This is a genomic window from Oscillospiraceae bacterium, assembly GCA_035353335.1.
Classification (GTDB): Bacteria; Bacillota; Clostridia; order Oscillospirales; family JAKOTC01; genus DAOPZJ01.
On sequence record DAOPZJ010000010.1, the window covers coordinates 36,652 to 53,029 of the forward strand.

The following is a 16,378-nucleotide window of genomic DNA, read 5'->3' on the forward strand; positions in this document are numbered from 1 at the left end:
CCGAAATCTATAGAAGAAGCGGAGATGACTTCTCACCAAAATCTCACTTTACAATCTTACACGATTTTGATATAATCAATATAATATTGATTTTCCATCTGTAGAAAGATGCAAAGATTAAGGAGCATACGCGTTATGAAAAAAATACTTTCCGTTATGTTTGCGATATTGTTTACGGTGACTGCCGCCGCCTGCGGCACTCCGTCGGGAACCTCATCCGCCGCATCGTCGGCACCCGAGATGGTTAAGAGCACTTTGAACGAATTTGACGCCTCGCCGTACGGGATGTACCCGAGCAATCTCGGTGTTGACGGAAACGCGGTCACAGACGGAAACACCATCTATTATTCGAGACTGGATTACTATACGACGGACGTTGCGGAATACCGTCTCTGGAAATATGACTTTACCGCAAAAAAACACAGCCAACTCACCGAATTCAAAACTGATTATCTGAATCTTTACAACGGACGTATCTTTTATATTAACCATAATGACCTTTTCGTTTATTCCATGAAAACCGATGGCAGCGATATTAAGCAGCTGACGCAGGAAACGGTCAATAAACTGCTCGTTTATGAGGGCAAATTATATTGCATGACTGATACGGAGCTCTATACAATTGCTCCTGACGGAACCGGAAAAACTGTAATTTATAATGCAAAATGCACGGATGTCTGGTTTGATGGCGGAGTGACCTATATCGTCGGGCAAGAGAATCAGGTATACACGCTGAATGGCGGTACCGGTGCCCCTATCGAAGGCATTTTCGCCTATTCGATCATTGTTGATAACGGATGGATTTATTATCTCAATGTCAAAGATTCCTCGTATGTTTATAAAGCCCGTACAGACGGCACAGATGCATGCGTAATATACGGCGGCATCTGCGAGAATCTATTGATTGCAGGCGGTATGCTCTATTTTGTGAGTGTCGATATCGGCTACAACATCATTCGAATTGATTGCAACGGAGAAAACAAGGTATTGGTAAATTACGACCGAGCGAGCGGAATCAATGTTATCGGCGATTATATGCTCTATACCGATACGCGCAGCGGAGATATGCGTCTGATGAAAATCGGACAAAATTCCGCAAGCGATTTCCTGTATATGTAATCTGCGGGTAGCTTTAAGAAATCAAGCTCAGCTTATATTATACTGATTGAATGATCAATAAAATATTACCGGAAATTCTTGACTACTTCCGGGAAAGCGAGTAGAAAATGCCGGACCTTGAATCGATCAAACGATTTGACTTGAACAGAGCGCCCAGAAAGCAAATGCCGGTATTGATGCCGTTGATTTGGCTGCTCAGCTTCCCTGATTATTGGAAACACAAGTCAAAAATTATAAAAAAAGGTATGGAGGGACTTAAACCGCCGTATCTGCTGCTCTGCAACCACAACGCCTTTTTGGATTTTAAAATCGCCTCGGTTGCTGTTTTTCCCCACAGAACCAACAATGTGGTCGCCATCGACGGATTTTTGAAACGGGAGTGGCTGCTTCGGGCTGTCGGCTGTATCGGAAAACGTAAATTCACCAATGATGTGTCGCTTGTGCGCAACTTGATTCAGGTGATTAAAAATAAAAACATCGCCGTGATCTATCCTGAAGCGCGTTATTCTCTGTGCGGGACTAATGCGATTTTGCCAAGTTCGCTCGGAAAACTGGTCAAGCTGCTGGGCGTCGATGTTGTGACTTTTATCACTCACGGGCATCACATCGATTCGCCGTTTTGGCATCTCGGGAGCCGAGGCGTTCAAACCGTTGCCGATATGACACGTCTGATCTCAAAAGATGAACTGGCTGATCTCTCAGCCGATGAGATCAACGGTAAAATCGAAAAAGCGTTCTTATATGACGATTTTGCATGGCAGAAAAAAAACGGTATCCGAATTACAAAGCAAGACCGTGCAGAAGGATTACATAAAGTGCTCTATCAATGCCCCCACTGCAAAGCGGAATATCGCATGGATTCCAAGGGCAGCGAATTGTTTTGCAAACATTGCGGTAAGGTCTGGGAAATGACCGAACTCGGCGAGTTGAAAGCAAAAAGCGGCGAGACCGAATTTGCGCATATCCCGGATTGGTACGAATGGGAGCGGACGCAAGTTCGAGCCGAAATTGAAGAGGGCAGGTATTATTTTTGCGATAAAGCCATCGTCCGGTCGCTGCCCAATGCCGAGGGTTACATTGAGATCGGTCTTGCCGACTTCGTACATGATATGAACGGTTTTACGATAAAAGGTGAATATAACGGCAAGCCGTATTCCATGGAAAAAAGCCCGCAATCACTGTATTCCTGCCACATCGAATACGAGTACTTGGGCAAATTCGGAGATTGCGTAGACCTTAATACATTACACGACACTTGGTATTGTTATCCGCAGAGCGAGCACTTCAGCGTTACCAAGATCGCACTGGCGACTGAGGAAATGTATAAATATTATAAAGAAAAAAAACACAGTGCCTAACAGTTCCGTCTGTGCAACCTTAAGTTGACAAACTTGAAAAAACAGAAACACCCGGTTGGTGGAGAAAGCGCTCCTTTCGAGGTATGATGAACATATCAACTGAACGGGAAGTTCCCGTTTATCAAAGGAGACGAAAACAATGAGTTTAGGGACAAACTTACAATACCTCAGAAAAATGCGCAACGCCATGACACAGGAAGATTTGGCAGAAATCATGGGCGTATCGCGCCAGACAGTAGCAAAATGGGAATCAGATGCCGTTTATCCCGAAATCGAAAAATTGATTCGGCTCGGTGAATTCTTTTCGTGCAGCACCGATCAACTGCTCCGTGAGGATATCAATAGCGGAAACGAGGCCTATTCTCCCGTTGGCATTGAGACTGTAAACGCTTTTCGGATGGCTCGATATGCGGTCATCAGCCACGCCCCGGAAAATGATGCAATCGACCATATCCGAAAATGGGCAAAAGACAATGGCATCATGGATTCGCAGATCATCGGGTGGGATTTCCCCTTTGTGTCCCAACAGCAGATCAATGTATTCCATATGCATGGATATGCAGCGGCATGTATCCTGCCCGACGACTTTGTTTCAAAGTGCAAAGATGTCGAGATCGTCGCGCAGGACAAGGCAGAATACGCCGTGATTACTATCACAAAGCCGTTTCGTGACCCGTTTGTTTTGATTCCAAACGCATATAAAACCATTCATTCGTACTTAAAAGTGAACGGAATCAAGCAAAACAAAGATGAAAGGATCCTCTCCTGTTTCGAAAAAGTGTATCAAAAAGACGCAGTTGAATATATGGATATCTTCATCAGCATTGATAACGAATAAATATCTTTTAAAAATTGTATAAATTTTTGAAAAATCGTTGACAAAGGTATTTCGAGTGAATATAATAGAAAAAACCCGAACGATTTTGTGAGGTTTTCAAATGACAGTTTTGTTTTCAACAATCGTAGTTCTTGTAGGCATTATTGGTCTAGTAGTAATTAGACCGATTGAAATTGCATATGAGAATTTGACTGCAAACAGGTAACTGGCCAACAAGTAGTGCTAAAAGGCCCGCAGTGAGATTCACCGCGGGTCTTATATTTTATCAAGAAACGGAGAAAACGTCATGTCTACAGTCCTTGTGAACACCGCCGTCATTATTACCGTTATTATCGCCGTAGTCATTGTACTAGGGCTGATTACTATGACATCGCGGGTTCACCGAAAAGAGGATACTGTAGCACACATTAGATAACCACATGTGTAAAACAGGGCTTCCGGTGAATCAACATCGGAGGCCTTTTTCAATAAAGCAGAAGGAGTGAATGAAGATAATGGAGATGAAAGGCGCAAGAATCGTTATTGAAACCTTGATTGAGCAAGGCGTCGATACCATATTCGGTTATCCGGGCGGTACGGTTGTCAATCTCTATGAGGAGCTTTATCACTGCGGCGATCGTATTCGTCATGTGCTCACAAGTCACGAACAGGGAGCTGCACACGCGGCGGACGGTTATGCGCGCGTAACAGGCAAAGTCGGAGTTGTGCTTGCGACTTCGGGCCCCGGGGCGACCAATCTCGTTACCGGTATTGCAAACGCCTATCTGGATTCGTCGCCGATCGTAGCGATCACCGGCAAAGTGGCGCTTGCGATGATCGGGCAGGACAGCTTTCAGGATGTGGATATCGCCGGAATGACCATGCCCATCACCAAGCACAACTTCCTCGTAGAGCACATCGAAGACCTTGCCGACAACATTCGCGAAGCGTTTGTCATCGCTAAGTCGGGCCGTCCGGGACCGGTGCTTGTGGACGTTCCGAAGGACATCCAACTCGCCAAATACGATTTTGAACCTCAAAGTCCGGTTTCGGTCTTGCCCAATAAATTGCCTTATGAAAAAGAATTGATGCAAGCGGCGGTATTGATTGAGACCGCGAAGCGCCCCTGCATCTACATGGGCGGCGGCGTGGTGATCTCGGGCGCGTCAAAAGAGCTGACGGAATTTGCCGGACGCATCGACGCGCCGATCGCCTCCAGCATGATGGGACTCTCGGCACTCTCCCGCAGCAATCCGCGCTTTTTAGGCATGATCGGCATGCACGGCAATTACGCTGCGACCAAAGCCATCGCCGAAGCGGACCTGATTATCGCAATCGGCACCAGGTTTAGCGATCGGACGACTGGAAACAAAGAGAAGTTTGCGAAGAAGGCAAAAATTCTGCATTTCGATATCGATCCCGCCGAGATCGGTAAAAACATCCGGATCACCGCCAGCGTGACCGGTGATATCAAAGATATTTTAACCGCTTTACTCACGCGGCTGGCTCCATTTGAACATCCTGACTGGCGAAAACTTGTACAAAAGTTCAAAGATGATGAAAAGCGACTATGTAAATATCCGGTAGACCGACTGCACCCCTACGCGGTGATTTCGAAACTGCAGGCCTTAGCCGATGACGATACGGCGATTGTGACCGATGTCGGACAGCATCAGATGTGGACGGCACAGCGATACGAATTCGCCAAACCCCGCAATTTTGTCACCTCGGGCGGACTCGGCGCAATGGGTTTCGGAATGGGCGCTTCTATCGGAGCTTGTTTCGGGAAAAATAAAAAGAAAACGGTTTTAATCACCGGAGACGGCAGTTTCCACATGAACCTCAACGAACTCGCCACCGCAGTCACGCACAACCTACCGATTGTCATCGTGATTATGAATAACGGTGTTTTGGGAATGGTCAGGCAGTGGCAGACATTTTTTTACGACGGTCATTATTCAGAGACCACCCTTGAGCGCAAAACCGATTTTGTGAAATTGGCCGAAGCGTTCGGCGCAAAGGGAATGCGGATATCCCGTTTGGATGAGATGGATTCGGTGCTTGTAGAAGCTTATTCATTTGACAGTCCGGTCGTCGTGGACTGCATGATCGACATGGACGAGATGGTTTTCCCGATGATACCGCCCGGTGGTTCGGTCGATAACATCATCTTGAATTAAGAAAGGGATAAGAGTATGAAATCGGAAAAGTTCGTGATCGGTGTTTTGGTGTCAAACCATTTCGGCGTTTTGACGCGAGTGGCAGGCTTGTTTGCGCGGCGCGGTTTTAACATCGATTCGCTGACCGTCGGCGAGACCGAAGATCCCGCCGTCTCCCGCATGACCATCGCTGTCACGGGCGACGATTATGTTCAGGATCAAATGGTCAAACAGCTCGAAAAACTGCACGATGTCAAAAAGATCGCGGTGATGGAGCCGGAAGAGACAGTCACCAGAGAGTTGGTACTTTTAAAAGTCAAATCGGACGAAACCAACAGAGCGGCCATCATCGAAGCAGCCAATGTCTATCGCGCAAAAGTCATTGATCTCTCGCCAGAATCGATTAGCATTGAGATTACGGGAGAGCAGACAAAACTGGACGGTTTTATCAAATACATGCGTCAGTACGGAGTCTTGGAACTCTGCCGCACCGGCGTCACAGCACTCGGACGCGGCGAGGTAACCCTGACAATCAGCAAATAATTCAATTAAAACATAAAGGAGAAATGAAACATGGCAACGATCTATTACGAAAAAGACTGCAATTTAAAAGCACTCGACAGAAAGATCGTAGCGGTTATCGGCTACGGCAGCCAAGGGCACGCCCATGCACTCAATCTGCGCGACAGCGGCGTCAAAGTCGTCGTCGGCCTTTATGAAGGCGCACCCTCCGCACAGCGCGCCCGCGAAGCCGGACTCGAAGTTAAACTGACTGCCGACGCGGTCAAAGCTGCCGACATTATCATGATTCTCGTCAACGACGAAAAACAGGCTGCGCTTTATAAAAATGATATCGAACCCAACCTGACGGCGGGCAAGACCTTAGCTTTTGCTCACGGTTTCAACATCCACTACGGCCAGATCGTGCCGCCCAAGGGCGTCGACGTCATCATGGTCGCGCCTAAAGGCCCCGGCCATACCGTCCGCAGCCAGTATGTCGAGGGAAAAGGCGTGCCCGATCTCGTTGCTGTTTATCAGGACGTAAGCGGAAAAGCGCTTGAGACCGCGCTGGCTTACGCGCAAGGCATCGGCGGCGCAAGAGCCGGTATTTTGCAGACAACTTTCAAAGAAGAGACCGAGACCGATCTGTTCGGCGAACAAGCGGTGTTGTGCGGCGGCGTTTCTGCCCTGATGAAAGCGGGTTTCGAGACCTTGGTTGCAGCCGGATACCAACCCGAGAGCGCCTATTTCGAATGCGTACACGAGATGAAGCTGATTATCGATCTGGTTGTCTCAGGCGGTCTTTCGTTCATGCGTTACTCGATCAGCGACACCGCCGAATATGGCGATTACAGCGTCGGAAAGCGCATCATCACCGATGAGACAAAGAAAGAGATGAAAAAAGTACTCACCGAAATTCAAGATGGCACCTTTGCGCGCAACTGGATTTTGGAGAATCAAGCCGGAAGACCGTCTTTTAACGCCCTGCGTCGCATGGAGAGCGAGCATCAAGTCGAGAGCGTCGGCAAAGAACTCCGCCAAAAGATGTCTTGGCAAGCTAAAAAATAATTTTTTAGCAATAAAAATAGATTTAGTGATTATAAAAAACAGATTTTACCCTTTCTTTGAAAGGAAATTATCATGAGAAGTGATTGTATTAAAACCGGCGTGGAACGCGCACCCCACCGCAGTTTGTTCAAGGCAATGGGCTATACTGACAATCAAATTAAAAAGCCGCTGATCGGCATCGTCAATTCATTCAACGAGATCATCCCCGGGCATATCCACCTCAACCAGATCGCCCGTGCGGTCAAAGACGGCGTTTTGGCGGCGGGCGGAACGCCGATGGAGTTCAACGTGATCGGCGTCTGCGATGGCCTTGCGATGGGTCATACGGGTATGAAATATTCGCTTGCTTCGCGTGAACTGATTGCGGACAGCGTCGAGTGCATGGCGATGGCGCACGGTTTTGACGGACTGGTTTTCGTCCCGAACTGTGACAAAATTGTCCCCGGCATGCTGATGGCGGCGGCGCGGCTGAATCTGCCCTCGATCTTTGTCTCGGGCGGCCCGATGTTGTCGCTGGACGGCAAAGATTTAAATAGTGTCTTTGAAGCGGTCGGTGCGTATAAAGCGGGTCTGACCAACGACGAAAACCTGCATGACCTCGAAGAAAGCGCCTGTCCCGGCTGCGGTTCCTGTTCGGGCATGTTCACGGCCAACTCGATGAACTGCCTCACCGAAGCGCTCGGAATGGGATTGCCCGGCAACGGCACGATTCCGGCGGTTTTTGCTGCGCGCATCCGGCTCGCAAAAACAGCGGGCGAACAAATCATGGAGCTGGCAGCAAAACAGACAACAGCACGCCAAATCATGACCGAAAAAGCGTTTCAAAATGCGCTCACCGTCGATATGGCGCTCGGCTGCTCGACCAACTCGGTGCTGCACCTGACCGCCATCGCGCACGAAGCCGGTGTGAAAATCGACCTGCGTAAAATCAACGCCGTAAGCGAAAAGACCCCGAACCTGTGCCGCCTTGCTCCTGCAGGCCCGCACCATATGCAGGATTTGAATGCGGCGGGCGGTGTCCACGCCATCATGGCGGAACTGGCCTCTGCAGGATTCATCGATACATCACTTCCGACCGTAACCGGCAAAACGGTAGGTGAAAACCTCGCCGGGAAACGAGCCGACGGAACCGTTATCAAGAGCATTAAAGAACCGTATTCTCAAAGCGGCGGTCTTGCGATTCTGTTCGGATCGCTTGCACCGAACGGCGGAGTGGTCAAACGCAGCGCGGTTGCTCCGGAAATGTTATGTCATAAAGGCCCCGCGCGGGTTTTTGACTGCGAAGACGAGGCCATCGCGGCGATATACGGTGGGAAAATCAAACCCGGTGATGTGGTTGTCATCCGATACGAAGGGCCTTCCGGCGGTCCCGGCATGCGTGAAATGCTCTCGCCAACCTCCGCCATCGTCGGTATGGGGCTCGATAAGACCGTCGCACTGATCACCGACGGGCGCTTTTCAGGCGCAACACGCGGCGCGGCCATCGGGCATGTGTCTCCGGAAGCCGCAGCGGGCGGGCCTATTGCCTATGTACGAGAAAATGATATAATCAATATCGACATTCCGCGACATACCTTATCTTTTGAAGTCTCGGAGGTCGAACTGGAAACGCGCAAAAAGAACATGCAGCTCAAACTATCCGCCGAACTGAACGGCTATCTCAAGCGTTATGCGCGCATGGTGGCTTCAGCGGACAAAGGCGCGGTGATCGAATGAAAGAATCGGAAACTATACCTGTAATTAATATAAATCGAAATATAATAAAAAGGAGGGCCATGTCATGAGAAAAATTATGATTTTCGACACCACGCTGCGTGACGGCGAACAGTCGCCCGGCTGCAGCATGAATCTCGAAGAAAAATTGGAGGTGGCCCGCCAGCTAGAGCGACTGAAAGTCGATATCATCGAAGCGGGATTTGCAATCTCCTCACCCGGCGATTTCGAGTCGGTAAAACGCATCAGCGAAACGGTTAAAGACTGTCAAATTGCCTCACTCTCCCGTGCATTGACAAAGGATATCGATGCGGCTTGGGGCGCGGTCAAAGGCGCTGTCTCGCCGATGATTCATACGTTTATTTCCACCTCACCGGTGCACATGCAATATAAATTGCGTATGGAGCCGGAAAAAGTACTCGAACAAGCCGTCGCAACGGTCAAGTACGCCAAAAAGCATTGCGGCGAAGTCGAATTTTCGGCGGAGGATGCCATGCGCAGCGAACCGGCCTTTTTAGCTAAAGTAGTTTCTGCAGTGGCAGCGGCAGGTGCAACGGTAGTCAACATTCCCGACACAGTCGGTTTTACGACTCCCGAAGAAATGGCCGCGATGATCCGCTATCTGTTCGAAAATGCCATGGGTATTGAAAAAGTGCGCTTTTCGACCCACTGCCACAACGATCTCGGAATGGCGGTTGCCAATTCGCTGGCTGCGGTCGGCGCAGGTGCGTCGCAGATTGAATGCACGGTCAACGGACTCGGCGAGCGCGCGGGCAACACGGCGCTCGAGGAAGTAGTCATGGCGCTGCACACCAGAGGTCAGACCATGGACTGCGAATGCCGCATCGATACAACCCAAATTTACCGTACCAGCCGTTTGGTTTATAACATCATCGGACAGACCGCCCCAATCAATAAGGCGATTGTCGGCGCGAACGCGTTTGCGCATGAATCCGGTATCCACCAACATGGTGTGATGGCCGAGCGCACAACCTACGAGATCATGACGCCCGAATCCATCGGTTTGCCCAAAAACAAAATGATACTCGGCAAACACTCGGGCAAGCATGCGCTCGAAGACCGCCTTTCCGAACTGGGTTATCGGTTCAGCAAAGAAGAGCTTGAGGGTTATTTCGAGACATTCAAAGAACTCTGCGACAAGAAAAAGGAAATCACCGATCTCGACCTCGAAGCGATTGTGACAAACGGACTGTCACAGCATGCAGGAGCATATCAGCTCGAACGCTACGATGTTCACTCTTGCAACTATGCCACTGCAAACTGCGTCGTACGACTGCTTTACAATGGTCAGAGCATCGAGGAAGTCGCACTTGGAAACGGCCCGATCGACGCCGCTTACAACGCCATCAACAAAATCGTCAAGCGCGACGATTATTCACTGGTCAACTACGAGATTCACTCGGTAACCGATGGCCGCGACGCACTCGGTGAAGTTGTGGTAAAATTAAAATACGGCGACAGAACCGTGACAGGCAGGGGACTTTCGACCGATATTCTTGAGTCGAGTTTGCTCGCCTATGTCAACGGGGTTAACAAAATTTTAGACTTGGGGTGAAAAATAAGTGAGAAACGTTGAAATTTTCGATTCAACGCTGCGCGACGGCGCACAGGGCGAGGGTATCTCGTTTTCGGTGCAGGACAAATTGAACATCGTCAAAGCGCTCGACGATTTCGGCGTTGATTACATCGAGGCGGGCAATCCGTTTTCGAATCCCAAGGACACGGCGTTTTTCGAGCAGGTACGAGGCTTGCGGCTAAAAAACGCCAAGCTCTGTGCATTCGGCAGCACTTGCCGTAAAGGTGTGGGCCCCTGTGACGACGAAAACGTGGCGGCTCTACTTAAAGCCGATACCGAGACGGTGACCGTTTTCGGCAAGGCATGGGATCTACATGTAACCGAAATATTACGTGTGACATTGGATGAAAACTTTGACATCGTCGAAAGCACCGTTCGTTTTTTAAAACAAAACAATCGCGAGGTCATCTTTGACGCCGAGCACTTTTTTGATGGATACGCCGCAAACCCCGATTACGCGCTCGAGGTGTTGAAAGCCGCAAAGCGCGGCGGTGCGGACTTGTTGTGCCTGTGTGACACCAACGGCGGTACCGCTCCGCTCGCTCTCTATGACGTCGTAAAACGCGTCTGCGGGGCTTTTGCAGACATGCACGTCGCAATACATTGTCACAACGATTCGGGCTGTGCGGTCGCAAATTCGCTGCTTGCGGTCGAAGCGGGGGCAATGCAAGTGCAGGGAACTTTTATCGGTTTCGGCGAGCGGTGCGGCAACGCCGATCTCTCCGCCGTAATTGCAAACCTGAAATTAAAACGCGGCTATGAAATGCCGAATATAAAAATCGAATCACTCAGCGAAACCGCCATCCGAATCGCCGAAATCGCCAATCTCAACATTCCGGGCGATAAGCCGTTTATCGGAAAAAGCGCGTTTGCGCACAAGGGCGGCATGCACATCGACGGCGTCAGCAAGCTCTCGATATCATTTGAACACATCGATCCGGCGCTTGTCGGCAACCGGCGGCGGTTTTTGACCTCCGAGGTCTCGGGGCGCACGACGGTACTCGAAAAAGCCGCGAGACTCGCGCCCGAGCTCAAAAAGGACTCACCCGAGACCGCGCAGATCGTTGAAAAGCTCAAAGAACTTGAAAGCAACGGCTACCAATTCGAGGCCGCCGATGCAAGTTTCGAACTATTGATTTTAAAACTATTGGGGCGTTATCAGCCATATTTTTCGCTGATTCAATATAAGACTACGGGCGACTATCCGGTTTCGGAAGGTGCGACTTCAGCATATGCGATGATCCAGATTCGAGTGGACGGCAAGACCGAGACCGCCGCTTCTACCGGAAACGGCCCGGTCAACGCGCTCGACCTTGCTCTGCGCAAAGCGCTTTCGGTGTTTTATCCGCAGCTTGCAAAAGTCCATTTGACCGACTATAAAGTGCGCGTACTCGGCGATCGGGACGCCACTGCGGCCAAGGTGCGCGTTTTAATCGAGTCCTCGGACGGCGAACAAGTCTGGACGACGGTCGGCGTCGCAACCGATATTATTGAAGCCAGCTGGATTGCACTGGTCGATTCGCTCGAATATAAACTGATAAATGGTTAGGGGAGAACTATCATGCCAATGACGCTCTCGCAAAAAATATTGGCCGTGCACTGCGGCATGGATAAGGTAGAGGCCGGGCAGTTGATTTTAGCCGATGTCGACCTTGTGCTCGGCAACGACATCACCGCGCCGGTCGCGATCAACGAATTTTCAAAGCTCAACAAAAACTGCGTGTTTGATTGTGATAAAGTAGCGCTGGTCATGGATCATTTTGCGCCGAATAAAGATATTAAGGCAGCTGAACAGTGCAAATATGTGCGCGAATTCGCGAGTAATATGAACGTGAAAAACTTTTTCGATGTCGGCCAGATGGGCGTGGAACACGCGCTTCTGCCGGAAAAAGGCCTCGTCGTCGCGGGTGATCTCGTGGTCGGTGCCGATTCTCATACCTGCACCTACGGGGCGCTCGGCGCGTTTTCGACCGGCATCGGTTCGACCGATATGGCTTGCGCGATGGCGACCGGAAAGCTTTGGTTCAAGGTGCCGTCGGCAGTCAAATTTATCTTAAAAAACAGGCCCGCAAAATGGGTTTCGGGCAAAGATATCATTCTGCACATCATCGGCAAAATCGGCGTGGACGGCGCATTGTATAAATCCATGGAGTTCACCGGCGACGGCATTTCGCATATCTCGGTCTTTGGACGGCTGACCATGGCGAACATGGCCATCGAAGCCGGAGCCAAAAACGGCGTATTCGAAGCCGACGATAAAACGCTCTCCTACATCAAAGCACACAGCAGCCGCAAACCCGTCGTTTACAAGGCCGATTCTGACGCCGAATATGATGCGGTTTATGAAATCGATCTCTCCAAACTGCGCCCGACCGTGGCGTTTCCGCATCTGCCGGAGAACACCCGAGCAATCGACGACGTGGGCGATGTGAGGATCGATCAGGCTGTGATCGGCTCCTGCACCAACGGACAGTTGGAAGACCTTGCCGTTGCTTCTGAAATTTTAGAGGGCAAAAAGGTTGCGAAGGGCGTTCGCTGCATCGTGATTCCCGCCACCCAGCGCATTTACCTCGAGGCCATGGAGAAGGGCTATTTAAAAACGTTTATCGACGCGGGCTGTGCGGTCTCAACCCCGACCTGCGGACCGTGTTTGGGCGGTCATATGGGCATTCTGGCAAAGGGTGAGCGCGCCGTTTCGACCACCAACCGCAATTTCGTCGGACGCATGGGACATCCCGAGTCCGAGGTCTATCTCGCGAGTCCGGCGGTTGCCGCGGCAAGCGCGGTAATGGGCAAACTGGCTTCTCCCGAATTATTGGAGGGTTAAAAATGAAAGCGCACGGAAAAATCCTCAAATATGGCAACAATGTTGATACCGACGTCATCATCCCCGCGCGCTATCTAAATTCTTCCGATCCCAAAGAACTTGCCTCCCATTGTATGGAGGATCTCGACGCGACTTTTATCAAACGCGTCAGGGCGGGGGACATCATTGTCAGCGGACGCAATTTCGGCTGCGGTTCCTCGCGCGAACACGCGCCGCTGGCTATCAAGACCTCGGGCATTGCTTGTGTAGTCGCCGAATCGTTTGCGCGCATTTTCTATCGCAATTCCATCAACATCGGCCTGCCGATCATCGAGTGCCCTGAGGCCGCCAAAGCTATCGCCGAGGGCGACGAAGTCGGTATTGATTTTGACAGCGGAATCATTACCGACCTGACTACCGGAAAAACCTATACTGCGCAGCCGTTCCCGAAGTTCATCCAATCAATCATTGAAGCCGGTGGCTTAATTAACGCCATTGAGAAGAATTTAATCGGGGGTCGTACATGAATTATAATATCGCGCTCGTTAAAGGCGACGGCATCGGCCCCGAAATTGTCGATTGCGCCGCCAAAGTGCTGGACTCTGTCGGTGCGAAATACGGCCATAACTTTAATTATATCGAATTGCCCGCAGGCGGCAATGCCATCGACCGATTTGGTATTCCGTTGCCCGAAGAAACCATTAAGGGCTGTTTGGCCTCCGACAGCGTTTTGCTCGGTGCGGTCGGCGGTCCAAAGTGGGATACCTTGCCCGGGCATCTGCGTCCTGAACGCGCGCTGCTTGGCATCCGCGCCGCCATGGGTTTATACGCCAACATCCGCCCGGCCAAATTGTTTGAATCTCTCAAAGCCGCAAGTCCTCTGCGCCTGGACATCGTGGAAAAGGGCTTCGACCTCGTTTTTGTACGCGAACTTACCGGCGGCATGTATTTTGGTCAAAGCGGCAGACGAGAGGGCAAATTCGGCCCCGAGGCCTTTGACACTGAATGTTACGGTGTGGAGGAGATTAAACGGATTGGACGCGTGGCGTTTGATCTCGCGGCAAAGCGCAGCAAAAAGGTCACGAGCGTGGATAAGGCCAATGTCTTGGAGAGCTCCCGTATGTGGCGCGAGACCATGCACAAGCTCGCCGCAGAACACCCGGACATCGAATATTCGGATATGCTCGTCGACAATGCGGCCATGCAGCTGGTGCGCAACCCCGGTCAATTTGACGTTGTGGTCACCTCGAATATGTTCGGCGACATTCTTTCGGACGAGGCCTCGGTACTGACCGGTTCCATCGGTCTTCTGCCGTCGGCTTCTTTAGGCGACGGCACACGCGGCTTATATGAGCCGATTCACGGTTCCGCGCCCGACATCGCGGGCACCGGAAAAGCCAATCCGATTGCAACAATCTTGTCTGCCGCCATGATGCTGCGATATTCGTTCAGTTTGCAAAAAGAGGCAGATGCGATCGAAAATGCGGTCTTACAGGTGCTCGCCGCCGGTTATCGCACAGCCGATATCATCGGCACATCCGATACCGACCCCCTGAACACCGTCCAAATGACCGAAATAATCATCGGATTGTTATAAACAGAAATTATAAATCGGGGCGGATCATATCAGTCCGTCGATACCTTTATGCGTTTATAACGGGCGATTACAACGGGCCGTGCCCGTATCGTCCCTACATTGCGAAAAGCAAAACATCATGTAAAGCATATAAGCTTTACATGATGTATATCACGGTCTTTATGATATAATTTTATAAATCAACGGAATTGGTTTAGGCGATGTGTCCCCATATTGAAACGCCGATAAAAATGCGGTTTTGGCAGATTCGAATTTAGCTTCGTCACTTGCATATAACACCGCAAGCGGTTCACTTCTTTGTACCTTGTCATTCGTCTTTTTCAGCATGGTTAAACCCGCGCAGGGGTCGATTTGATCTTCAAGCACCGCTCGTCCCGCGCCGAGCAGCATCGCGGCTTCGCCAATCAATTTGGTATCGGTCTTGCGGATATATCCATCTATCTCAGCGGTTACGGTCTGCTGATATTTCGCCTTCGGCATCTTATCGGTATCTAAAATCCAACTCGAATCACCGCCTTGTAACCGTACAGTATCGGCCAGCTTCTGTAAAGCAGAACCGCTTTCTATGGATTTTCGAATGGCGTTGTCGGCTTCTGTGTCGGAGTATCCCGCATGATGCAGCATCTGTTTGACCAATGTATGGCAGACCTCGCGCAGGTCGCTGTCTCCGCCGCCTTTTAACATCTCCACCGCCTCGGCGACTTCCAACAGATTGCCCACATTGTGCCCGAGCGGTGTGTCCATATCGGTGATTACCGCACTGACTTTTTTCCCTGCGGCGGTTCCTATCCCGACCATCAGTTTTGCCAACTCCTCGGCTTTTTTGCGGGTTGACATAAAAGAGCCGCTGCCGTATTTTACGTCGAGGATGATGATGTCCGCACCGCCCGCCAGTTTTTTACTCATGATGCTCGAGGCAATCAGCGGCATGCAGTCCACAGTCCCGGTGACATCGCGTAAAGCATACAGATGCTTGTCGGCGGGGACAAGGCCTTTGGATTGACCGATCACGCACATACCGTTTTGGTTGACGATCTCGGCGAATTTTTCAGAAGAAATGGATGTGGAAAGCCCCTTGATCGATTCAAGTTTATCAATCGTGCCGCCGGTATGCCCGAGCCCGCGCCCGGACATCTTGGCAATCTTCAATCCGCAGCTTGCCGCAATCGGCGCGACAATCAGCGTGGTTTTGTCACCAACGCCTCCGGTGCTGTGCTTATCGACTTTAACGCCTTTTATGGCGGAGAGATCGGCGACCGCGCCCGAATCGCGCATGGCCAGTGTAAACTGCGCCGTCTCTTGATCGGTCATGCCTTTAAACCAGACGGCCATCAGCCAGGCGGCGAGCTGATAATCGGGAATTGATCTGTCACCCGCGCCGTTTGCAATATAGGCAAGTTCCTGTTTGGTCAGCCGATTGCCGTATTTTTTCTTTTCGATAATATCGATCATTCTCATAAAATATCTCCTGAATTTTTATGCTGAGTGCAGAACTCTTTCATTCACTCATATCTTCCGCTTTGCGTGGTATATAATACCACAATCTGCGATAAAACGCAAATACAGTGAAGCCGCTTAAAAAATCAAACTGTAGGATTACAATTGATGTGTTACAAAGTAAGGGAAGGAAAAAGGTAGCGAAC

12 protein-coding genes and 1 pseudogene are annotated in these 16,378 nt (G+C 50.4%); 12 read left to right on the forward strand and 1 reads right to left on the reverse strand.

From position 1 onward, the window contains the following. Window positions 1–135 precede the first annotated feature (135 nt). From PKH29_03685 to leuB, 12 genes and pseudogenes are all read left to right on the forward strand, one after another. Window positions 136–1,119 carry a DUF5050 domain-containing protein gene (locus PKH29_03685; protein HNX13935.1) on the forward strand — a complete coding sequence of 328 codons (984 nt, stop codon included), beginning with the start codon at window positions 136–138 and terminating at the stop codon, window positions 1,117–1,119. A gap of 107 nt (window positions 1,120–1,226) precedes the next feature. Then, a complete protein-coding gene (locus PKH29_03690) occupies window positions 1,227–2,477 on the forward strand; it encodes a hypothetical protein (GenBank protein HNX13936.1) in 1,251 nt (416 codons plus the stop codon). 139 nt (window positions 2,478–2,616) lie between these two features. Then, a complete protein-coding gene (locus PKH29_03695; protein HNX13937.1) occupies window positions 2,617–3,315 on the forward strand; it encodes a helix-turn-helix domain-containing protein in 699 nt (232 codons plus the stop codon). Window positions 3,316–3,809: 494 nt separating this feature from the next. Further along, window positions 3,810–5,474 (forward strand): biosynthetic-type acetolactate synthase large subunit, encoded by a 1,665-nt coding sequence (gene ilvB / locus PKH29_03700; protein ID HNX13938.1) that lies wholly within the window; start codon window positions 3,810–3,812, stop codon window positions 5,472–5,474. A gap of 15 nt (window positions 5,475–5,489) precedes the next feature. Next, window positions 5,490–5,996 (forward strand): acetolactate synthase small subunit, encoded by a 507-nt coding sequence (ilvN, locus tag PKH29_03705; protein HNX13939.1) that lies wholly within the window; start codon window positions 5,490–5,492, stop codon window positions 5,994–5,996. Window positions 5,997–6,026: 30 nt separating this feature from the next. Further along, on the forward strand, window positions 6,027–7,022 hold the full coding sequence (gene ilvC / locus PKH29_03710; protein ID HNX13940.1) for a ketol-acid reductoisomerase: 996 nt from the start codon (window positions 6,027–6,029) through the stop codon (window positions 7,020–7,022). Window positions 7,023–7,094: 72 nt separating this feature from the next. After that, window positions 7,095–8,738, forward strand: a complete 1,644-nt coding sequence (ilvD, locus tag PKH29_03715) for a dihydroxy-acid dehydratase (protein HNX13941.1) — start codon at window positions 7,095–7,097, stop codon at window positions 8,736–8,738. A gap of 55 nt (window positions 8,739–8,793) precedes the next feature. Continuing rightward, window positions 8,794–10,311 (forward strand): annotated as a pseudogene (locus tag PKH29_03720) (2-isopropylmalate synthase). Window positions 10,312–10,318: 7 nt separating this feature from the next. Further along, a complete protein-coding gene (gene cimA, locus PKH29_03725; GenBank protein ID HNX13942.1) occupies window positions 10,319–11,881 on the forward strand; it encodes a citramalate synthase in 1,563 nt (520 codons plus the stop codon). A gap of 12 nt (window positions 11,882–11,893) precedes the next feature. Beyond that, a complete protein-coding gene (leuC, locus tag PKH29_03730; protein HNX13943.1) occupies window positions 11,894–13,159 on the forward strand; it encodes a 3-isopropylmalate dehydratase large subunit in 1,266 nt (421 codons plus the stop codon). Window positions 13,160–13,161: 2 nt separating this feature from the next. Next, the gene (gene leuD / locus PKH29_03735; protein ID HNX13944.1) at window positions 13,162–13,665 is read left to right on the forward strand and encodes a 3-isopropylmalate dehydratase small subunit; all 504 of its coding nucleotides are present in this window, start codon (window positions 13,162–13,164) and stop codon (window positions 13,663–13,665) included. After that, entirely contained in the window at window positions 13,662–14,735 is a 1,074-nt protein-coding gene (leuB, locus tag PKH29_03740) for a 3-isopropylmalate dehydrogenase (GenBank protein HNX13945.1), read from the forward strand. The genes leuD and leuB overlap by 4 nt, the downstream gene beginning before the upstream one ends. Before the next feature lie 159 nt (window positions 14,736–14,894). On the opposite strand, the gene PKH29_03745 is transcribed toward leuB, so the two are convergent. Further along, window positions 14,895–16,193 (reverse strand): thymidine phosphorylase, encoded by a 1,299-nt coding sequence (locus PKH29_03745; protein HNX13946.1) that lies wholly within the window; start codon window positions 16,191–16,193, stop codon window positions 14,895–14,897. Between the last annotated feature and the right edge of the window lie 185 nt (window positions 16,194–16,378).